The sequence below is a fragment of the Agrobacterium sp. D14 genome, assembly GCF_001526505.1.
GTDB lineage: Bacteria > Pseudomonadota > Alphaproteobacteria > Rhizobiales > Rhizobiaceae > Agrobacterium > Agrobacterium leguminum.
The window spans coordinates 174,459-192,355 of the sequence record NZ_ASXX01000032.1 but is presented as its reverse complement, the minus strand read 5'-3'; the positions used below and the strand labels follow the sequence as shown (position 1 = coordinate 192,355).

The 17,897-nt window shown below is 58.7% G+C and carries 21 protein-coding genes; 9 read left to right on the top strand and 12 right to left on the bottom strand.

The genetic code is table 11. The features are described from left to right. Positions 1 to 3: 3 nt before the first annotated feature. From pheS to infC, 5 genes are all read right to left on the bottom strand, one after another. Positions 4 to 1,086, bottom strand: a complete 1,083-nt coding sequence (pheS, locus tag L901_RS17785; protein WP_035264594.1) for a phenylalanine--tRNA ligase subunit alpha — start codon at positions 1,084 to 1,086, stop codon at positions 4 to 6. Next, a complete protein-coding gene (locus tag L901_RS17780; protein ID WP_059759173.1) occupies positions 1,079 to 1,957 on the bottom strand; it encodes a phosphotransferase in 879 nt (292 codons plus the stop codon). Before L901_RS17780 ends, pheS begins: the two co-directional genes overlap by 8 nt. Positions 1,958 to 2,131: 174 nt before the next feature. After that, positions 2,132 to 2,536: a 50S ribosomal protein L20 gene (gene rplT, locus L901_RS17775; RefSeq protein ID WP_003493358.1), complete on the bottom strand. Its 405-nt coding sequence runs from the start codon at positions 2,534 to 2,536 to the stop codon at positions 2,132 to 2,134. Between the two features lie 40 nt (positions 2,537 to 2,576). Continuing rightward, a complete protein-coding gene (gene rpmI, locus L901_RS17770; RefSeq protein ID WP_035264590.1) occupies positions 2,577 to 2,780 on the bottom strand; it encodes a 50S ribosomal protein L35 in 204 nt (67 codons plus the stop codon). A gap of 189 nt (positions 2,781 to 2,969) precedes the next feature. Beyond that, positions 2,970 to 3,506, bottom strand: a complete 537-nt coding sequence (gene infC / locus L901_RS17765; protein ID WP_078051391.1) for a translation initiation factor IF-3 — start codon at positions 3,504 to 3,506, stop codon at positions 2,970 to 2,972. A 187-nt stretch (positions 3,507 to 3,693) separates the two neighbouring features. Between infC and L901_RS17760 the strand changes: the two genes are divergently transcribed. Continuing rightward, a complete protein-coding gene (locus L901_RS17760) occupies positions 3,694 to 4,482 on the top strand; it encodes a carboxylesterase (RefSeq protein WP_059759170.1) in 789 nt (262 codons plus the stop codon). Between the two features lie 118 nt (positions 4,483 to 4,600). Continuing rightward, positions 4,601 to 5,215, top strand: coding sequence for a transglutaminase-like cysteine peptidase (locus tag L901_RS17755; RefSeq protein ID WP_003524508.1), 615 nt, complete (start codon positions 4,601 to 4,603; stop codon positions 5,213 to 5,215). 56 nt (positions 5,216 to 5,271) lie between these two features. Here L901_RS17755 and mbfA read toward each other — a convergent pair whose 3' ends face one another. Then, positions 5,272 to 6,255: an iron exporter MbfA gene (mbfA, locus tag L901_RS17750; protein ID WP_059759168.1), complete on the bottom strand. Its 984-nt coding sequence runs from the start codon at positions 6,253 to 6,255 to the stop codon at positions 5,272 to 5,274. Positions 6,256 to 6,396: 141 nt separating this feature from the next. On the opposite strand from mbfA, the gene L901_RS17745 reads away from it, so the two are divergent. Together L901_RS17745 and L901_RS17740 are read left to right on the top strand one after the other, a co-directional pair. Then, positions 6,397 to 6,867 (top strand): group III truncated hemoglobin, encoded by a 471-nt coding sequence (locus L901_RS17745; protein WP_059759166.1) that lies wholly within the window; start codon positions 6,397 to 6,399, stop codon positions 6,865 to 6,867. A 162-nt stretch (positions 6,868 to 7,029) separates the two neighbouring features. Further along, positions 7,030 to 8,133, top strand: coding sequence for a TRAP transporter substrate-binding protein (locus L901_RS17740; protein ID WP_059759163.1), 1,104 nt, complete (start codon positions 7,030 to 7,032; stop codon positions 8,131 to 8,133). Positions 8,134 to 8,139: 6 nt separating this feature from the next. On the opposite strand, the gene L901_RS17735 is transcribed toward L901_RS17740, so the two are convergent. Further along, positions 8,140 to 9,234: an AraC family transcriptional regulator gene (locus tag L901_RS17735; protein WP_059759500.1), complete on the bottom strand. Its 1,095-nt coding sequence runs from the start codon at positions 9,232 to 9,234 to the stop codon at positions 8,140 to 8,142. Between the two features lie 145 nt (positions 9,235 to 9,379). Here L901_RS17735 and L901_RS17730 point away from each other — a divergent pair, with 145 nt between their 5' ends. Continuing rightward, positions 9,380 to 10,453 (top strand): dienelactone hydrolase family protein, encoded by a 1,074-nt coding sequence (locus tag L901_RS17730; RefSeq protein WP_059759161.1) that lies wholly within the window; start codon positions 9,380 to 9,382, stop codon positions 10,451 to 10,453. Positions 10,454 to 10,471: 18 nt separating this feature from the next. Here L901_RS17730 and L901_RS17725 read toward each other — a convergent pair whose 3' ends face one another. From L901_RS17725 to L901_RS17715, 3 genes are all read right to left on the bottom strand, one after another. Further along, positions 10,472 to 10,990, bottom strand: a complete 519-nt coding sequence (locus L901_RS17725; protein WP_059759158.1) for a GNAT family N-acetyltransferase — start codon at positions 10,988 to 10,990, stop codon at positions 10,472 to 10,474. 20 nt (positions 10,991 to 11,010) lie between these two features. Next, a complete protein-coding gene (locus tag L901_RS17720) occupies positions 11,011 to 11,592 on the bottom strand; it encodes a helix-turn-helix domain-containing protein (protein WP_059759155.1) in 582 nt (193 codons plus the stop codon). Positions 11,593 to 11,687: 95 nt separating this feature from the next. After that, the gene (locus tag L901_RS17715; RefSeq protein ID WP_059759153.1) at positions 11,688 to 12,089 is read right to left on the bottom strand and encodes a ketosteroid isomerase-related protein; all 402 of its coding nucleotides are present in this window, start codon (positions 12,087 to 12,089) and stop codon (positions 11,688 to 11,690) included. Between the two features lie 73 nt (positions 12,090 to 12,162). Here L901_RS17715 and L901_RS17710 point away from each other — a divergent pair, with 73 nt between their 5' ends. From L901_RS17710 to lepA, 3 genes are all read left to right on the top strand, one after another. Continuing rightward, positions 12,163 to 12,771 (top strand): GNAT family N-acetyltransferase, encoded by a 609-nt coding sequence (locus tag L901_RS17710; RefSeq protein ID WP_059759151.1) that lies wholly within the window; start codon positions 12,163 to 12,165, stop codon positions 12,769 to 12,771. Next, positions 12,768 to 13,637 (top strand): carbon-nitrogen hydrolase family protein, encoded by an 870-nt coding sequence (locus L901_RS17705; protein ID WP_059759149.1) that lies wholly within the window; start codon positions 12,768 to 12,770, stop codon positions 13,635 to 13,637. Before L901_RS17710 ends, L901_RS17705 begins: the two co-directional genes overlap by 4 nt. 61 nt (positions 13,638 to 13,698) lie before the next feature. After that, positions 13,699 to 15,537 carry a translation elongation factor 4 gene (gene lepA / locus L901_RS17700; protein ID WP_035264582.1) on the top strand — a complete coding sequence of 613 codons (1,839 nt, stop codon included), beginning with the start codon at positions 13,699 to 13,701 and terminating at the stop codon, positions 15,535 to 15,537. 70 nt (positions 15,538 to 15,607) lie between these two features. Here lepA and L901_RS17695 read toward each other — a convergent pair whose 3' ends face one another. Next, on the bottom strand, positions 15,608 to 16,015 hold the full coding sequence (locus L901_RS17695; protein WP_059759148.1) for a DUF2000 family protein: 408 nt from the start codon (positions 16,013 to 16,015) through the stop codon (positions 15,608 to 15,610). Between the two features lie 94 nt (positions 16,016 to 16,109). Between L901_RS17695 and L901_RS17690 the strand changes: the two genes are divergently transcribed. After that, complete coding sequence (locus L901_RS17690; protein WP_059759147.1) at positions 16,110 to 16,886, top strand: AraC family transcriptional regulator; 777 nt, start codon at positions 16,110 to 16,112, stop codon at positions 16,884 to 16,886. Here L901_RS17690 and L901_RS17685 read toward each other — a convergent pair whose 3' ends face one another. Further along, positions 16,887 to 17,774, bottom strand: coding sequence for an NAD(P)/FAD-dependent oxidoreductase (locus L901_RS17685; RefSeq protein WP_059759146.1), 888 nt, complete (start codon positions 17,772 to 17,774; stop codon positions 16,887 to 16,889). It lies immediately after the preceding gene. Positions 17,775 to 17,897: the final 123 nt, after the last annotated feature.

The window sequence follows — 17,897 nt, the reverse complement described above, 5'->3', positions numbered from 1 at the left end:
GGATTAAACGCTCAAACCGCCGAACAGCGTCGGCATGTCGAGCGGGCGGAAGCCGTAGTGGTTCATCCAGCGGACATCGGCGTTGAAGAAATCGCGCAGGTCCGGCATGCCGTATTTCAGCATGGCGATGCGGTCGAGGCCCATGCCCCAGGCAAAGCCCTGATATTCATCCGGGTCCAGCCCGCCGGCGCGCAGCACGTTCGGGTGCACCATGCCGCAGCCGAGAATCTCCATCCAGTCCTTGCCTTCGCCGAACTTGACGATGGGACCGGAACGGTCGCACTGGATATCCACCTCGAAGCTCGGCTCCGTGAAGGGGAAGAAGGAGGGGCGGAAGCGCATGACCACGCTGTCGACCTCGAAGAAGGTCTTGCAGAATTCCTCCAGAATCCAGCGCAGATTGCCGACATGCGCCTTCTTGTCGATGACAAGGCCTTCGACCTGATGGAACATCGGCGAATGAGTTGCGTCGGAATCCTGACGATAGGTCTTGCCGGGAATGACGATGCGGATCGGCGGCTTCTGGCTTTCCATGGTGCGGATCTGCACCGGCGAGGTGTGGGTGCGCAGCACCTTGCGCTCGCCGTTTTCATCCGGCTGGAAGAAGAAGGTGTCGTGCATTTCGCGGGCCGGATGGCCTTCGGGGAAATTCAGCGCCGTGAAGTTGTAATAGTCGGTTTCGATATCCGGACCTTCGGCAATCGAGAAACCCATATCCGCGAAGATGGCGGTGATTTCATCGACGATCTGGCTGATCGGATGAATGCGGCCGCGCTCGGCCGGAGACTGGCGGACTGGCAGGCTGACATCCACCGTTTCGGCCTTCAGGCGCGCAGTAATGGCGGCGTCCTTCAGCGCATTCTTGCGCTCGCCGATGAGGTCGGTGATTTCGGTCTTGAGCTGGTTGATGGCAGCGCCGCGGGTCTGGCGCTCTTCCGGCGTCATGCTGCCAAGCGTCTTCAGAAGCTCCGAAACCGAGCCCTTCTTGCCAAGCGCGGAAACACGCACGGCTTCGATGGCCGGCTCATCGCCAGCCGTGGCGATCTCCGACATCAATTGCGATTTCAAGGTATCAAGTTCAGTCATCTTTTCCTGCCTTGCCGGTCTTTTTAACAGCGGCTTCGGGGTTCACAGCATTCATCAGATAGTCGGTCGCCATGATAAAGCGTCGCAGATCACTACCCATCCGCACGCGCCCGATCAACCGGGCAACCGGTAAAAAACGCCCCAGAATGCCGGTCAGACGGCACAATTCTTCCAGCGCCCGGGGCGGGGCGTTTTCGCGCCAGCGGGCGAAGGCGGCATCGCAGGTTCTCCGCGCATCGCAGGCGCGTGTCGCGACCTGTAAAAACAGCAGCCAGATATCGCGGGCCTGCGCCGTCTCGAGCGGCATGACGTCCTGCGGGCGCTCCTCGAAATCCATGAAACCGACGCGGCCATGTTCGAGAAAAAAGTCGCGCACATGCGGTCGCCCATGGCAAAGGCCTGCCGCATGCAATTCGCCGAGTGCCTCGGCAGATTTTACCAGCAGGGCATCATGCTCTACCGGCCTCGCGGTTTTTATCGCGTCCATATGCTCCATGATGGTGGGGCCGACATCACCGAGGACAACGGCCGTCAACGAAGAATAGATGATGGGCGGAACGGGAAAACCGCGGGCCTTGAAGACCTGCAATGTTTCGAGCTCACGGCGCATCAGGCCTGCGCCATCGAGCGGCGGCGATGGGCGCATGAAAGTGTAGGGAAGCAGCTTTGCGAGAAAGGTCTGCAGCTTTATCCACCAGGATGGCGTTTCGGTACCCTGGCGCTTGATCCACACGGTTGTTGCGGAAAGCTCGAGTTTCTGCACGCGGCGCTCGCTCTTAAGCAAAGCCCGCATCAAGGCTGCGATATCGCCATCTTCGAGATGGACGTGGAAACCCTTCGCCTTTTCCGCCTCGCTTGCGGCAACCAGCATTTTCCGCCCCCAATGGAGCCCGCCGACCGAGAGCCGGATGCCCCACCCTTTTGGCAACCTCAGCGCAAAAGCATTCCATGCCTTTGCCGAAACTGCCGTGAATTCCAAAAACGAAAACCCGCGCCGGAGAACCGGCGCGGGTTTCAAATGAACAACAGATTGTCCGCGCCGTAATTACTTTACAGCGGTTTCAAACTCGTTGGCCGTACCAGCATCCTTGAGGTACTCAAGCGCCTTCTTCGCTGCTTCAACGAGCGCGCCGAATGCTGCCGGCTCATGGATAGCCATGTCGGACAGAACCTTGCGGTCGACTTCGATGCCAGCCTTGTTCAGGCCGTCGATGAAGCGGCCGTAGGTCAGGCCGAATTCGCGAACAGCAGCGTTGATACGCTGGATCCACAGAGCGCGGAAGTTGCGCTTGTTGACCTTGCGGTCGCGGTAAGCGTACTGCTTGGAACGATCCACGGCAGCCTTTGCTGCGCGGATGGTGTTCTTGCGGCGGCCGTAGAAGCCCTTGGCTGCCTTGAGTGTCTTGGTGTGCTTGGCGCGGGAAGTTACGCCACGTTTTACGCGTGCCATGTCATGATCTCCTTAAAGTGTCCAAATGTGCGGAAAAGTCTCAGAGACCGTTCGGCAGGTAGTTCTTGACGACCTTCTTGCCGTCAGCGTCGGCGAGAACCATGGTTCCGCGCGCGTCGCGAATGAACTTGTTGGTACGCTTGATCATGCCGTGGCGCTTGCCGGCGGCGGCTGCAACAACCTTGCCGGTTGCGGTGATCTTGAACCGCTTCTTTGCAGCGGACTTCGTCTTCATCTTGGGCATTTTGCTACTCCGTTTTTGTATCGAAACAGGCAGACGAGGCCTATTTCAAGCTATTCAGGAACGGCCTCGGCATGCCCTGCCGGACCGTTCGGACGCGCGCTTATAACCGCAGTCGGCTAAAAGCGCAACGGGGAATGAGAATTTCCCCTTGCGATGGTGATTCATGCGGCCTTAAAAGGCTGGCGCAAATTATTTCGGGGCGAGAACCATCATCATCTGACGGCCTTCCAGCTTCGGCTCGGCCTCCACCTTGGCAATCGCCTGGGTGTCTTCCTTCACCTGGAGGAGAAGCTTCATGCCGAGTTCCTGGTGGGCCATTTCGCGGCCGCGGAACTTCAGCGTTACCTTCACCTTGTCGCCATCGTCAAAGAAACGGCCCATCGCCTTCATCTTCACGTCATAGTCATGCGTGTCGATGTTGGGGCGCATCTTGATTTCTTTAACTTCGACGATCTTCTGTTTCTTGCGCGCTTCAGCGGCCTTTTTCTGGGTCGAGTACTTCAGCTTGCCGAGATCGAGGATCTTGCATACCGGCGGTTCCGCGTTCGGCGAAATCTCAACGAGATCGAGACCGGCCTCCTCCGCCAGTTTCAAAGCCTGATCCGTCGGCATGCTACCGAGGTTCTGGCCCTCTTCATCAATAAGCTGAACTCTGGGAACCCGAATTTCCCGGTTGGAGCGCGGCCCCTCCTTGACGGGGGCATCGGCTTTGAAAGGTCTGCGAATGGTCGTATTCTCCTGATCTGTTTCTGGATCACGTCAGCAAAAAACAGCTTGTTTGGTACAAGCGGCGGAAATGTCGTTATTGCCGTGGCGAAGTCAATAGCATATCTGCCCGAAAAGATCACCTGTTGTCACGGTTTTTGCAAATACGCCGCCGTTGTTGCACCAAAATCAGGAGAATTGCATATACATGACCGAACAAGCCGCTGAATTCCTGCGCGTAGGCCCCGACAACGACACTCGCGACATCGCTTTCCTTCATCGCCCGGCGGCTTCGGGTGAGAATATGCCGATGCTGGTATGGCTCGGCGGCTATCGTTCCGACATGACCGGAACCAAGGCGGTTGAACTCGATCGCTTCGCCGCTGAAAACGGTCTTGCCTGCCTGCGGCTCGACTATTCCGGCCATGGCGCCTCCGGCGGCGACTTCAGGAAGGGCACGATTTCCCGCTGGCTGGAAGAGGCGCTTGCCGTGGTGCGCGCAAAAGCGCCGTCGCGCGTCGTTCTCATCGGCTCCTCCATGGGCGGATGGATTGCGCTACGCATGGTCGAGGAGCTGCGCAAGGCGGGTGGCGCGCCATCCGTCTCCGGTCTCGTCCTCATTGCGCCAGCGCCGGATTTCACGCAGGAGCTGATAGAGCCCAGCCTTTCGGATGCGGAAACAACCTCTCTGGCGGAAAAGGGTTATTTCGAGGAACATTCGGAATATAGCCCCGAGCCCAACATCTTCACCCGCGCGCTGATGGAGGACGGGAAGCAGAACCGCGTGCTGCAGGGTATCATCACCACCGGCTGCCCCGTTCACATCCTGCAGGGCATGCGCGACCCCGATGTTCCCTATCAGCATGCGCTGAAGCTTCTCGAACATCTTCCATCCGACGACGTCGTGCTGACGCTGATCCGCGACGGCGACCATCGGCTTTCCCGGCCGCAGGATATCGAGCGGATGCTCGCTGTGGTCAAAGCCCTTGCAATATAGGCATTTGCGCAACGCTCTTAACCATATTCGACGAGTCTTGCGCGCCGCCGATTGCTAGCGATTGACTCAAGACCCCTATCCCTCTTAACTTTTCGTTAAGAATTAAGGGACGGGTTTCATGATGAACGCACCGCTGGCGCGTGCGCTGCTGTTTGCAGTTGCCGCCGGGCTAATGACTGCTGCCTCCGCCACGGCGGAAACCAAGGGAAGCCCTTCCATGGTGACGGGGGGGATTACATCCCAGCCGATCGGCCATTATGAGTTCTGTCAGAAATATGCCGACGAGTGCAATATTCGCAGCAAGGCGACGCCGCCGCCGCGCGTCACGGATTATGGCTGGGATGTCATTCGCGAGGTCAATACGTCCGTCAATACCACCATCGTGGCGATGACCGACCAGGAAATCTACGGCAAGGACGAAGTCTGGGAATATCCGACGACCGCCGGCGACTGCGAAGATTTCGTGCTGCTGAAGCGCAAGAAGCTGGTCGAGCGCGGTTTTTCCGTGGCTGATCTTCTGATCACCGTCGTGCGTAAGCCGGATGGCGAGGGCCATGCCGTGCTGACCCTTCGCACCACCGACGGCGATTATATTCTCGATAATCTCACCGACGACGTGAAGCTGTGGACCGACACCAACTATACCTATCTGAAGCGGCAGGCGTCCTTCAATACGGGCCGCTGGGTCTCGATCGAAGACGGTCGCGACGTGCTGGTCGGTGCATTGCGCTAACGTCTGGTTCCATGTTTGATGGATTGAGAGCCCGCTATTGCGGGCTCTTTCTTTTTTCACCCATTGCCGATGATAATGCCGGCCGCGAGCACCAGTGAGCCGCCGAGGACCACCTGAAACACCGCGCGCAGGAACGGCGTTTCCATGAAGCGGTTCTGAATGAAGGCGATGGCCCAGAGTTCCACGAAAACGACGACGGCGGCAATTGCCGTTGCCGTCCAGAAATGCGGAATGAGATAGGGCAATGCGTGGCCGAGACCACCGATGGCCGTCATGATGCCTGAGGCCAGGCCCCGCTTTACCGGAGAACCGCGGCCAGAAAGCTTGCCGTCATCATGGGCGGCCTCGGTGAAACCCATGGAGATGCCCGCACCGACGGAGGCCGAGAGGCCGATGAGAAAGGTCTGCCAGGTATCCTGCGTGGCAAAGGCGGCCGCGAAAATCGGCGCAAGCGTCGAGACGGAGCCATCCATAAGCCCCGCAAGACCCGGCTGAATATAGGTCAGAAGAAATTGCCGTTTTGCGGTTTCCGCCTCTTCGGTCTTGCCGTTTTCATCGAGGTGTTTTTCTTCCAGCATCTGCGCGATGTCTTCGTGACCCCGCTCCGCCTCGGCCAGATCGCCGAGGAGCTTGCGCGTCGAGGCATCGCTGGTGCGCTTGAGGGCCTCATCATAGAAGCGGATCGCCTGGGCTTCCATCAATTCGGCCTGGGCGCGGATTTTTTCGAGCGACAGGTTCTTCACCAGCCAGTCCGGGGTGCGCTCATAAAAACCACGCACATGTTCACGGCGTATCAGCGGGATGGTTTCTCCGAAGCGGCGGCGATGCATGTCGATCAGGATATTTCGATGCTGCTGCTCGACTTCCGCCATATCGTCGAAGACTTTCGCCGATTGCGGATATTGCGCACGCAGATGGTCGGCATAGGAGCGATAGATGCGGGAATCGTCTTCTTCGGACGAAATGGCGAGCGCGAGGATTTCCTGTTCGCCGAGGGAGGAAAAGGGGCGTTTGGACAGGGAAAAAAGACTGCGAAACATGGCTGAAACCTTTTTTTAGAATAATTCTAAATACATCCGCATCGCACTGGGATCAAGCCTTCTTAGAATAATTCTAATAAGGCAAAGGGTCGCATTGCAGGCCGCATCGCAGCGGGGTAAATTCGCAAAAAAGGAAACACCATGCAGGACGACGTTGCGGCCAGAGCCGCCCATAGCGCGGAAATTCAGCACAGGGCGGAAAAAGCCATGGCGGAGATCGGCGTCGATGCCGGTTTCATCGATCTGCTGGTGGAAACATTTTACGGCCGCGTTCTTGAACATCCCACGCTCGGTCCGGTTTTTGATGCGCGGCTTGCCGGGCGCTGGCCGGAACATATGGCCAGGATGAAACAGTTCTGGGCGGCTGTCGCGTTCAAGAATGGCGGCTATGGCGGCAAGCCCGTGCAGGCGCATCTAGGCGTAAAGGGCATGTCGGCGGAGCTTTTCCCGCAATGGCTTGCGCTTTTTTCCGCCACGCTGGATGACATCGCGCCGAACAGGCAGGCCCATGGCTGGTTCATGGAAACGGCGGAACGCATCGCCAGAAGCCTGACGCTTTCGCTGTTCTATAATCCCGCAATGGACGACCCGGCGTTGATGCGCAGCAAGTGACGCGGAAAGACGTGACGAAGCAACATTCGCCAAGCATCACCGGAGATCACGCAAGTTTCGAACATTCCCTCTTGATGGCTGCGGGGATAAATGATTAGTAACCTGCGGGAGGCGTACCGTGCGGTTCGCCTGTAATATGCAGACATAGCAGGGCTTATCGACATGGATCGCAGATCATTTATCCGCAAGGCAGGCGCTCTCGGCGCCGGTGTTACCGCAACGGCGCTTGCCGCTCCGGCTATTGCGCAGGAAAACCCTAAGATCACCTGGCGCATGACGTCGTCCTTCACCAAGGGCCTCGACATTTTGTTCGGCGCGGGCCAGATCGTCGCCGACCATGTCAAGGAAGCCTCCGGCGGCAATTTCGTCATTCAGCACTTTGCCGGCGGCGAAATCGTGCCGGCGCTGCAGGCGGCGGATGCGGTGACGGCCGGCACCGTCGAAATGGCGCATACCTGCTCCTATTATTACGTTGGCAAGGATCCGACCTTCGCGCTCGGAACTTCGGTTCCCTTCGGTCTCAACGCACGGCAGACGAATGCCTGGTTCAACCAGGCCGGCGGCAATGAGCTGCTCAATGAATTCTTGGCGCAGCACAATATCTACTCGATCCTGCTCGGCAATACCGGCGCTCAGATGGGCGGCTGGTTCCGCAAGGAAATCAACACCATCGATGACCTGAAGGGCCTGAAGATGCGCATTGCCGGCCTGACCGGCCAGGTGATGCAGAAGGTCGGTGTCACGCCGCAGCAGATCGCCGGCGGCGATGTCTATGCGGCGCTGGAAAAGGGCACAATCGACGCCACCGAATTCGTCGGCCCCTATGACGACCAGAAGCTCGGCTTCTACAAGGTCGCGAAATATTACTACTACCCCGCATGGTGGGAAGGCGGTCCGGCCGTTCATGCCTTCGTGAACCTGCAGAAGTTCAATGAGCTGCCCGAAAACTACAAGCGCATTCTGAAAGACGCCTGCGCCGCCGGCAGCGCCAGCATGCTGGAACGTTACGACGCCCGCAATCCCAAGGCGCTGAAGGAACTCGTGGCGCAGGGCGCCATCCTGCGCCCCTTCAGCCAGGAAATCCTCGATGTCTGCCACAAGGCGGCGCAGGACACCTATGCGGAGATTTCGGCCAAGAACGAGAACTTCAAGAAAATCTACGAGAGCCAGCAGGCCTTCAAGAAAGACGCTTATCTCTGGGCCCAGATCGCCGAATATACCTATGACACCTACATGATGATCCAGCAGCGCAACGGCACGCTCTGATCCCCATCATTTCCCGACGATCTTCAAACGGTCATCCGGCATCTGCCGGGTGACCGTTTTGTTTGGCGAGACCAGCTTCCACACTTCACGCTCCCGCCAGTCGACCGGGCTCATGCCGGTGACGCGGCGAAATTCGCGGTTGAAGTTGGACTTGGTCTGGAAGCCGGAGGACAGCATGATCGCCGTCACCGATTGCTCCGTCTCTTCCAGCAACCGGCAGGCTTCGCGGATGCGCAACTGATTGACATATTGTGAGACATTGACGCCAAGCGAGCGGTTGATCGCGCCGGATATCTGCCGGCTCGGCAGGCCGAGACGTCTTGCAAGCCGCGACAGGTTGAGGTTCTCGTCGCGGTAAAGCGCCTGCGTCTCCATCAGCCGATCAACCCTTGCAATGATATCCCGGTCCTGTTCCGATGGTTCCGCCGACGGTGACAATTCCGCGCCAGGTTCTAGGGCTGTTTGCGGTGCCTTGCTCCTGCCGGCCAGCGCGGCCATGAGACCAATCAACAGCAGGCCGAAAAGATTGGCATTGCTGACCAGCGCTGCAACATTCTGCCCATGCGCCCATTCGAAATCGAAAAACACCAGAAGATCGAACAGGGCAGAAACACAAAGAGCGATGGCAGCGATAATAAGCGCCCGGTGCGCCGAGGTGACGCTGGCAAATTGCGCCTCGTCCAGCCCATCCGGCCCCTTTCTGCCAAGAAGAAGCAGGGCAATGGCGTGGCCGACAAAGATGACGATCAGCGCAAGATCAATCGCCATCGGCCAAGTGAATTCCATGATGACGACGAGCAAGGGCGACAGGACGAGGTTCGCGAGCATCGCTATTCTGCTCTCGGCCGCCACTCTCATCAGCCCGCGAAAAGCGATGTAGACGAGCGGCGGCAGGCAGGCGGCGAGGACCGGCAAAACATAACGCGCTTCGCTGACGCCATACCCCCAGCGCAGACCGACAAGGACGGATTGCACGGCACAAAGCGCGATCAGCGTCAGAAAAGCCCGATTGGTTCGCACGTCGTCTCCGCCTCGAAAGAAAACGATGAACATGACAACCAGCAGAAGCGCCACGACGAAAGGCAGCGGAATGAACAGCACGAATGAATATCCCCGGAACAACGGCTTATATTGCCAATTCATGGACCAGATCGCGTTTCGGGACGACCTTTAACACGATCAAGGACGCAAAAAACATGTCGCGGCGCAGATTGAACCCCGTTCTTTCCAACTGCACGAGGTTTTCATGCGCCCCATCACCACCATCGCGACCATCCTGTTTTCCGCTCTCGTCACCCAGCCTGTTCTTGCAGGCGAGGCTGTCGGCGTCAGCGAAACCACCATCCATTCGCCAGCACGCGGCAAGGACCTTGCCGTCACCGTCTGGTATCCATCCGACGGAAAGGGCACGCAGACGCTTTCCGGCGATGACCGGATTTTTCAGGGCACGCCCATGTTCAAGGATGGCGCCGTGAAACCGGGTCGGCTGCCGCTTGTGCTTCTGTCCCACGGCTCGGGTTCACGAGTGTCCGGCATGGCATGGATCGCCGCGAAACTTGCGAGCGAAGGTTTCATTGTGGCGGGAGCCAACCATCCCGGCACGACCAGCGGCGATTCCACACCTGCCGACACGCCGAAAATCTGGGAGCGAACGGACGATCTCTCCACGATTGTCACTGTTCTAACGGCAAAGGGCAAATGGTCGAGTGCGATCGACACGCAGAGGATCGGCGTGCTCGGCTTTTCGCTCGGCGGCAGCGCGGCGATGGAGATTTCGGGCGCACGCGCCGATCTCGATGCCTATGCGCGCTATTGCGAAGACCATGCCACGATGATGGATTGCCAATGGTTCGCCGGTGGCCGGGGTTATCTCAATGGCGAGCCGGTCAGCGTGACGAAGCTCGATCTCAGAACCCTCGACAAGGCCCGTTTCGAACAGCAGAACCGCGATCCCCGTATTCGGTCCGCAGTGCTGGTCGATCCCGGTCTGGCGCTCGCCTTTCAGCCTGACAGCCTGAAGCAGATCGATATTCCGCTGGCCTTCATCAATCTGGGCAGCAAGGGCAAAATTCCGCCGGCCGTGCTTGCGGATAAACTCGCGGACGAAGTGCCCGGCGCGACCTATCAGCAGGTGGACGAGGCCAATCATTTCAGCTTCCTGCCGCTGTGCAAACCGGATGCCGACGCCTTTCTCAAATCCGTCGGCGAGCGCGATCCGATCTGCGAACCGGCCGGGCTGCGGGACCGTGCGGATATTCACGCACAATTGGAGACGATGATCGCTGCCGCCTTCAACCGCACGCTTAAGCCGGGTCAGTAAGGCGGCAGACTGAGAGGCCTAGCCGATCCGCTTGTAAAACAGGCTCGTGCCGCAAAAGCGTCCATCCGGAAACAAAGCGTAATCGGGGATGACGCCGACCCGCTCCCAGCCGAGGCGAGGATAAATCGCCTCGGCATCGCTGCCCGTGGCCGTATCCAACACCAAAAGGGTACGACCACGTTTCGCCGCCTCCTCTTCCACCTTTTGCATGAGTTTGCGGGCAAGCCCTAGGCCTCTCGCGGACGGATGCACGAGGAGCTTCATCAGATCGCCGCGATGCGGCTGGTTGGGTTTGGAGGCAAGGCCGACCTGCACGGTGCCCACCACCCTGCCATCCACTTCCGCCACCACGTGAATGGTGCTGCCCTCGCCTGCCGCTTCTGCAACTGCCTGCCAGAAAGGCTGCGCATCCTGCGGTGAAAAGGGCAACATGAAACCGACGGAGGCGCCGCCGTTCACGCAGGCAGCCAGAACCTCACAGAGTTCGGGCAAGACATCGATGGTCTCTTGTCCGTTCAACACGCGGATGGTGGTCATGATAACTCCTGTCGGGAAAATCAGCGCTGTCTTTGGTCCAGCACGACGGCATAACGGGCGGGTTTTCCAGAGGGGTTGTGGAAAACATGCCCCTCGCCAACCGGCATGAAAAGGCAATCGCCGGGCTCCAGCCGGTGAACGTCTCCGCCGCTCGTCATTTCCAGCACACCTTCGAAAAGCCAGACATGTTGCGTCATTCCCCGGCTCGCCGCATGCGGAGGGAAACCCACGCGAGCACCAGCCGGAAATTCGACTTCAACGATATCGACATCGGATCCCACACGCGGCGGGGAAATGGCGCGGCGGACATAACCGGTTTCGGGATCTTTCCAGAGCTGCTGATCGCGCTTTTTCATGAGCGGGGAAACAGCCTCTTCGTTTTCGGCGAAGAAACCGGAAAGCGACAAGCCAAGGGCTGCGCAGATACGGGCCAGCAGCGAGGCCGTGGGGCTCGCCTCGCCGCGCTCGATCCGGGAAATCATCGCGCGGCTGACGCCGGATTCGGACGCAAGCCGGTCCAGCGTTAGGCCGTTTTCAGCCCGCAATGTTTTGATCCGCTCACCGATCGAGCGTTCGAGAATATGATCTTCGTTTTCCATCATATGAGAATTGCACTCTCATATGATGGAGTCAATATCCACGATAATAGAAACTATCATCTTCTTTGCCGCTAGTCGCTTTGCGGCAAAAGGGCGTCTCAGGCGCCGACCTGGGCAATCCAGTCGTTCAGATTATAGTAGTTCGTTACTCGACTAACTTTCCCGTCCTTGAGATCGAAGAAGGCACCGGCCGGCAGCACATATTTCTGACCATTCGCCTCGGGCAATCCCTCGTCGGTCTTTAGATATTCGCCATTGACGATGAATTCCGCGGAAGCACGTTTGCCATCTTCGCTCGCCATGATGACCATGTCGGTGAGGTTTTCCTTATAGCAGCGGTTCATGTGGTCCATGAAGGAGGCGAAGGCGGCCTTGCCGGTCTGGCGCTCGCCCTGATTGATGTCGTGCACCACCTCATCGTGAAGAAGCGCCAGAAAGGCATCCATGTCCTGAAGGTTGAAGGCATCGTAGTAAGCGCGGATGGTCTCTGTGGCGGTCATCGTCTTCTCCGTTCAATGCTTGCGCGGGTTTTCCATGACGGTATAACCAGTGCAACCGAAAGTGAAAATGCCCATGACCGTCGAAATCAAGTCTCTTTCCGGCATTGACGCCGCCCCCTATTTCGACGACCTCGCGCGGCTGCGGATCGAAGTATTTCGCGCCTTTCCCTATCTCTATGACGGCTCGCTGAACTATGAGCGCAAATATCTCGCAACCTATGCCGATACGGACGGCGCGGTTTTCGTGCTGGCGCTCGATGACGGCAAAGTGGTCGGCATGTCGACCGGCATGCCGATGGCGGCAGAGACCGAGGAGGTGAAAGCACCCTTCGTCAAAGCGGGTTACGATCCGGACCGGATATTCTACTTCGGTGAAAGTGTGCTGCTGCCCGGCTATCGCGGCCATGGCGTCGGCGTGCGCTTCTTCGAGGAACGGGAGGCGCATGCAAAGTGGCTCGGCTTCGAGCGGTGCACTTTCTGTGCTGTGGAGCGACCCGCAGACCATCCACGACGCCCGGCGGACTACGCGCCGCTGAACGCCTTCTGGGAAAAGCGCGGTTATAGCCATCACCCGGAACTGCGCACCAGTTTCACATGGCAGGACCTCGATGAGAGCGCCGAGAGCCCGAAACCCCTATCCTTCTGGATGAAGACCATTCTTGCCGGAGACGGAGACAAATGACACGCCTCGCCGCCAGCCAATATGCCATCGAGCTGATCGAGACATGGGAGGCTTATGCCGCACATCTCTCCGCCATCGTTCGCGAGGCGAAGGAAAAAGGCGCTGAGTTGCTACTGCTTCCTGAATATTCGGCCATGGCGCTAACCGGGCAATTGCCGCCCGCCGCGCGCTCCGATCTGCACCGTTCCATCGAAGAGATACAGCCGTTGATCCCTTCCTGGGTAGAGCTTTGCGAGGAGCTGGCGCGGCAACATCAAATCCTCTTCCAACCGGGCAGTGCGCCGGTAAAGGACCCGGACGGCAAGTTTCGCAACCGCGCATGGCTGTTCGGCCCGGACGGGCTGATCGGTTATCAGGACAAGCAGATCATGACCCGTTTCGAGCGGGAGCAATGGAACATTCATGCCGGCGTCGAGGGCCTGAAAGCCTTCGAGACGCCGATAGGCAGGCTCGGCATCCTCATCTGTTACGACAACGAGTTCCCGATGCTCGGCCGCAGACTGGCGGAGCTCGGCGTCGAACTCGTGCTCGCGCCGAGTTGCACCGATACGCTAGCCGGTGCTTACCGGGTGCGCATCGGCGCGCAGGCCAGGGCATTGGAAAACCAATATGCCATCCTCTCCTCCCCCACGGCGGGCGAGGCCCCATGGTCTCCTGCCGTCGATGAGAATCGCGGCCGCGCCGCCCTTTACGTGCCGTCCGACTACGGCATGCCTGCATCCGGTATCGTCGCGGAAAGCGAAAGCGATGCGGTGACACAGAGCACGCTTCTGATCGCCGATATCGATCTTGCCGCCGTCGCAAGACTCCGAACCGAGGGACAGGTGGCCACCCGCCGCGACTGGCCGGAGCAATTTGCGATCTGAAAAGCCCATTTTAAAAGGCTTTTAACCAAATTCCCGCTTTGCGGTGTGACAAGCCCCTGCTATAGCGCGGGACATGAGCACAAATTCGACCCGCACGCCCCTGGACCATATCCGCAACTTCTCGATCGTTGCCCACATCGATCACGGCAAATCGACGCTGGCCGACCGGTTGATCCAGTCGACGGGCGGCCTTGCCGAACGCGACATGTCGGAACAGGTTCTCGATTCGATGGATATCGAGCGCGAACGCGGCATCACCATCAAGGCCCAGACCGTGCGCCTGCACTACAAGGCAAATAACGGCGAAACCTATGTGCTGAACCTCATCGACACGCCCGGTCACGTCGACTTCGCCTACGAAGTGTCCCGCTCGCTTTCGGCCTGCGAAGGCTCGCTGCTGGTGGTCGATGCATCGCAGGGCGTGGAAGCCCAGACGCTCGCCAACGTCTATCAGGCCATCGACAACAATCACGAGCTGGTGACGGTGCTCAACAAGATCGACCTGCCGGCGGCCGAACCCGACCGCATCAAGGAGCAGATCGAAGAGGTGATCGGCATCGACGCCTCCGACGCCGTGATGATTTCCGCCAAAACCGGTCTTGGCATTCCCGATGTTCTGGAAGCCATCGTCAACCGTCTGCCGCCACCGAAGAGCGAAGTCGGCGAAAACGGACCGCTGAAGGCGCTGCTGGTCGATAGCTGGTACGACACCTATCTCGGCGTCATGGTTCTGGTGCGCGTCATCGATGGCGTGCTGAGCAAGGGCCAGCAGATCCGCATGATGGGTTCGGGCGCGAAATACGGCATCGAGCGCGTCGGCGTGCTGACTCCGAAGATGGTCAATGTCGACAGCCTCGGCCCCGGCGAGATCGGTTTCATCACCGCCTCGATCAAGGAAGTCGCCGATACGCGTGTTGGCGATACCATCACCGACGACAAGCGCCCGACGGCGCAGGCCTTGCCCGGCTTCAAGCCGGCGCAGCCCGTGGTGTTCTGCGGCCTCTTCCCGGTCGATGCGGCCGACTTCGAAGATTTGCGCGCGGCGGTGGGCAAGCTTCGCCTCAACGACGCCTCCTTCTCCTTCGAAATGGAATCGTCCGCCGCCCTCGGCTTCGGTTTCCGCTGCGGCTTCCTCGGCCTGCTGCATCTCGAAATCATTCAGGAACGCCTCGAGCGCGAGTTCAATCTCGATCTCGTCGCGACAGCACCTTCGGTCGTCTATGAAATGACGCTGACTGATGGCACGGAGAAGGAACTGCACAACCCGGCCGACATGCCCGACGTTGTGAAGATCAAGGAAATCCGCGAGCCGTGGATCAAGGCGACGATCATGACGCCGGACGAATATCTCGGCGGCATCCTGAAACTCTGTCAGGACCGGCGCGGCCTGCAGACGGAGCTGACCTATGTCGGCAACCGCGCGATGATCACCTATGAACTGCCGCTCAACGAAGTGGTGTTCGATTTCTACGACCGGCTGAAATCCATCTCCAAGGGTTATGCCTCCTTCGATTACAACATCATCGACTATCGCGAAGGCGACCTCGTCAAGATGTCGATCCTCGTCAATGGCGATCCGGTGGATGCGCTCTCCATGCTGGTTCACCGCTCGGCAGCCGACCGGCGCGGGCGCGGCATGTGCGAAAAGCTGAAGGAACTCATTCCGCCGCACATGTTCCAGATCCCGATCCAGGCGGCCATCGGCGGCAAGGTCATCGCCCGCGAAACCGTGCGCGCGCTGCGCAAGGACGTGACGGCGAAGTGCTACGGCGGCGACGCGACGCGCAAACGCAAGCTTCTGGACAAGCAGAAGGAAGGCAAGAAGCGCATGCGCCAGTTCGGCAAGGTGGAAATTCCGCAGGAAGCCTTTATCGCTGCGCTAAAGATGAACGACGAATAAGCGGCAAAATCATATTGCCATCGCTATTGAAGGGAGGCCCCTGAGCCTCCCTTTTGCGTTTAGGCTTCTATCACGCGTGCAACTTTGCGCCCTTGGTGATCTTGTCGACGATCTTCCTGTCGGCCCTCAGCGCCATGCCGACCACCTTGGCGTTGTCAGGAGAAAACTCCGAAAATACCTGGCGATTGGCGACATCGTGCCCGGTGGCGAACATTTCCTCGATATAAAGCGAAGTCGTGACGTCGCGCTCGAGGGATCGCTGGTGGATTTTGCGCAACGCCTCCTGATCCGTGGCCATGACGACAATCGGCTGGACGGACAGGGGATTATAGACGTTGCCTGCCCCGTCGCGGTATGGTTCTCCAATGATCTCCTTGGTCTGGGCGACGATCCCGGACATGAGAAATGCGGTAACGTTCAGTTTTTGCCACACGGCAAGGTCATCGCGAAGGATGACGGCGATCTTGGTATCAAACATGCGAACTCAATCTGGCTGTGGTTACGAAAGAGAAGCGATCCTAGCGCCTCGGGGCGTCGGCGATCTTGAACGTTCGTGCAAATTCGAAGGGATCGTGCAGGCACCCTCCAGCGAAGGCATAGAACGCATCGAAGCGCGCTTTCATGGCAACGCCTATGCACCGCACCGTCATGATACCTATGCGCTGGGTGTCACGCTTTCCGGCGTCCAGACCTTTTCCTATCGGGGGAAATCGCATTTCAGCACGCCCGGAAAGGTAATCGTGCTGCATCCGGACGAAGTTCACGATGGCGGCGCAGGCACCGATGAAGGCCTGCGCTACCGTATGCTTTATCTTCCGCCCGAAAAAACGACTGAGGCGGGATATAATGCGCTGCCCTTCGCCCAGAATCCCGTCATTGAGGATGAGGAATTCCGGCAATGCCTCATCGAGGCGCTTGGCAATCTGGAAGGCGAGCCGGACAATCTGCTTCTCACCGACTGGCAATCGAGACTGGCGGATTTGCTCTGGAAACATTCAAACGGAAGCGCCAGAACCATCAAACGGATCGACCGGATCGCCGTTTTACGGTGCCGGGACTATCTGCTGGAGAATAGCGCCGACACCGTCGGCTCTGAAGAGCTGGAACGGATAAGCGGGCTCGACCGCTTCACGCTCTTTCGGCACTTTCGTTTCCTGTTCGGCACCAGCCCGCACCGTTATCTCATCATGCGCCGACTGCAAAAATGCAAGGACATGATGCGTGCGGGTGCGGGCCTTGCGGAAACGGCATTTGCCTGCGGTTTTGCGGATCAGGCGCATTTTACCCGACATTTCAAAAATGCCTTCGGCATGCCGCCTGGCCGCTGGCTCAACCTTGTTTCGCATTGATCATTCCGGAAACAGGATCGACCGGTGAGCCGCAGCACCCGCCATGGCGCCGTCTCCCACCGAAAGGGCGACCGAGCCGGCAGGCCTTGCCACATCACCGCAGGCGAAGATGCCGCGGGCGGTGGTCTGTTTCATGGGATCTGTCACGATGGTCGATCCCATCGGCCCCTCCTCCACGGCGCAGCCAAGTTTTTCCAGCCAGTTCGAGGCGATCCGCAATTTCGGCTGGGTGAAAAGGCCAGCCAATGCGATGCTGCGTCCATCCGCCAGAACAACATCCGCATGCCCCGTAATTTCCCGGATGCGGGTTGTTTCCACCCGCACGCCCCGGTCCGACAACAATGCTTGCCGATCCCCATCCGGCTCGAATACGCCATTGGTAAAAAAGGTCGTGTCGCCCCAGTCGGGCAGCATCAATGCGTGGTGAATGGCCAAAGGTGAAGCGGCGATGACGCCGATCTTTTCCTGATTGAGTTCGTAACCATGGCAATAGGGGCAATGGAAGACCGAAGAGCCCCAACGCTCTTTCAGCCCGGCAATAGCAGGCAATTTATCGGTGACCCCCATGGCGAGGATGAGCCGGTCCGCTGTCTCACGGCGTTTGCCATCGATCTCGACTACAAAATCGCCGGAGGAGCCTTCGGCATCGGTCACCCTGCCCTCGACCCAATCTATGGTCGGGTAACGTTCGATCTGGCGGCGCGCCTCGGTGATAATCTCACCCGGCGCCTTGCCATCCTGGCCGAGAAAACCGTGGGAATGGCTGGCGAAACGGTTTCTCCGTTCACCGGCGTCCACCACCAGAATGTTTTTTCTGGCGCGTCCAAGCTGCAGGGCGGCCGAGAGGCCGGCATAGCTGCCGCCGATAATGATGACGTCGAATTTCATGATGCACCCATCGTTTCAGGAAAGAGGCGGAAGTGCCCGTTCATCTCACGATACTTATATTGTTACGTGATTTTCAGAATCAATAGTCACGCAACTTATATTGTTACGTCACCTCGAAAGTGA

What these genes read in the sequence shown, in the direction of transcription:
- pheS (WP_035264594.1), bottom strand. Translation starts at nt 1,086, where the DNA reads ATGACTGAACTTGATACCTTGAAATCGCAATTGATGTCGGAGATCGCC.
- L901_RS17780 (WP_059759173.1), bottom strand. Translation starts at nt 1,957, where the DNA reads ATGCTGGTTGCCGCAAGCGAGGCGGAAAAGGCGAAGGGTTTCCACGTC.
- rplT (WP_003493358.1), bottom strand. Translation starts at nt 2,536, where the DNA reads ATGGCACGCGTAAAACGTGGCGTAACTTCCCGCGCCAAGCACACCAAG.
- rpmI (WP_035264590.1), bottom strand. Translation starts at nt 2,780, where the DNA reads ATGCCCAAGATGAAGACGAAGTCCGCTGCAAAGAAGCGGTTCAAGATC.
- L901_RS17760 (WP_059759170.1), top strand. Translation starts at nt 3,694, where the DNA reads ATGACCGAACAAGCCGCTGAATTCCTGCGCGTAGGCCCCGACAACGAC.
- L901_RS17755 (WP_003524508.1), top strand. Translation starts at nt 4,601, where the DNA reads ATGATGAACGCACCGCTGGCGCGTGCGCTGCTGTTTGCAGTTGCCGCC.
- mbfA (WP_059759168.1), bottom strand. Translation starts at nt 6,255, where the DNA reads ATGTTTCGCAGTCTTTTTTCCCTGTCCAAACGCCCCTTTTCCTCCCTC.
- L901_RS17745 (WP_059759166.1), top strand. Translation starts at nt 6,397, where the DNA reads ATGCAGGACGACGTTGCGGCCAGAGCCGCCCATAGCGCGGAAATTCAG.
- L901_RS17740 (WP_059759163.1), top strand. Translation starts at nt 7,030, where the DNA reads ATGGATCGCAGATCATTTATCCGCAAGGCAGGCGCTCTCGGCGCCGGT.
- L901_RS17730 (WP_059759161.1), top strand. Translation starts at nt 9,380, where the DNA reads ATGCGCCCCATCACCACCATCGCGACCATCCTGTTTTCCGCTCTCGTC.
- L901_RS17725 (WP_059759158.1), bottom strand. Translation starts at nt 10,990, where the DNA reads ATGACCACCATCCGCGTGTTGAACGGACAAGAGACCATCGATGTCTTG.
- L901_RS17720 (WP_059759155.1), bottom strand. Translation starts at nt 11,592, where the DNA reads ATGATGGAAAACGAAGATCATATTCTCGAACGCTCGATCGGTGAGCGG.
- L901_RS17715 (WP_059759153.1), bottom strand. Translation starts at nt 12,089, where the DNA reads ATGACCGCCACAGAGACCATCCGCGCTTACTACGATGCCTTCAACCTT.
- L901_RS17710 (WP_059759151.1), top strand. Translation starts at nt 12,163, where the DNA reads ATGACCGTCGAAATCAAGTCTCTTTCCGGCATTGACGCCGCCCCCTAT.
- L901_RS17705 (WP_059759149.1), top strand. Translation starts at nt 12,768, where the DNA reads ATGACACGCCTCGCCGCCAGCCAATATGCCATCGAGCTGATCGAGACA.
- L901_RS17695 (WP_059759148.1), bottom strand. Translation starts at nt 16,015, where the DNA reads ATGTTTGATACCAAGATCGCCGTCATCCTTCGCGATGACCTTGCCGTG.
- L901_RS17685 (WP_059759146.1), bottom strand. Translation starts at nt 17,774, where the DNA reads ATGAAATTCGACGTCATCATTATCGGCGGCAGCTATGCCGGCCTCTCG.